This window comes from Lactobacillus sp. C449L (assembly GCF_059900815.1).
On record NZ_JBWXGA010000309.1, the window covers coordinates 1 to 434 of the forward strand.

The window sequence follows — 434 nt, forward strand, 5'->3', positions numbered from 1 at the left end:
GGTTAGAGAACAGATCCTCTACGGTCGCCTCCTCCACGATCCGGCCCAAATACATTACCGCCACGCGCGAGGCGATGTGTTCGACCACGGCGAGATTGTGGGTGATGAAGATGTACGTAAGACCAAGCTCCGCACGAAGGTCCTGCAGGAGGTTGAGGATCTGCGCCTGCACGGAGACGTCCAGCGCCGAAGTAGGCTCGTCGCAGACCAGAAGCTTTGGCTCTATGATGAGGGCACGGGCGATCGCGACGCGCTGGCGCTGCCCGCCGGAGAGCTGGTGCGGCAGTACTCCCGCCACGCGCTGAGGCAAGCCGACCAGGTCAAGGATCTGATTTAGCTTGTGCTCGCGCTCGGCGCTTGTGCCAATCCCGTGCACGACGAGAGGCTGGGTAATTGTGGCGCCGACGCTGCGCCGCGGATTCAGCGAAGAATAT

At 62.0% G+C, this 434-nt stretch carries 1 protein-coding gene; it reads right to left on the reverse strand.

From position 1 onward, the window contains the following. On the reverse strand, positions 1–434 hold a 434-nt coding region (locus AC2JF9_RS09535; protein WP_500727298.1), incomplete at both ends, for an ATP-binding cassette domain-containing protein.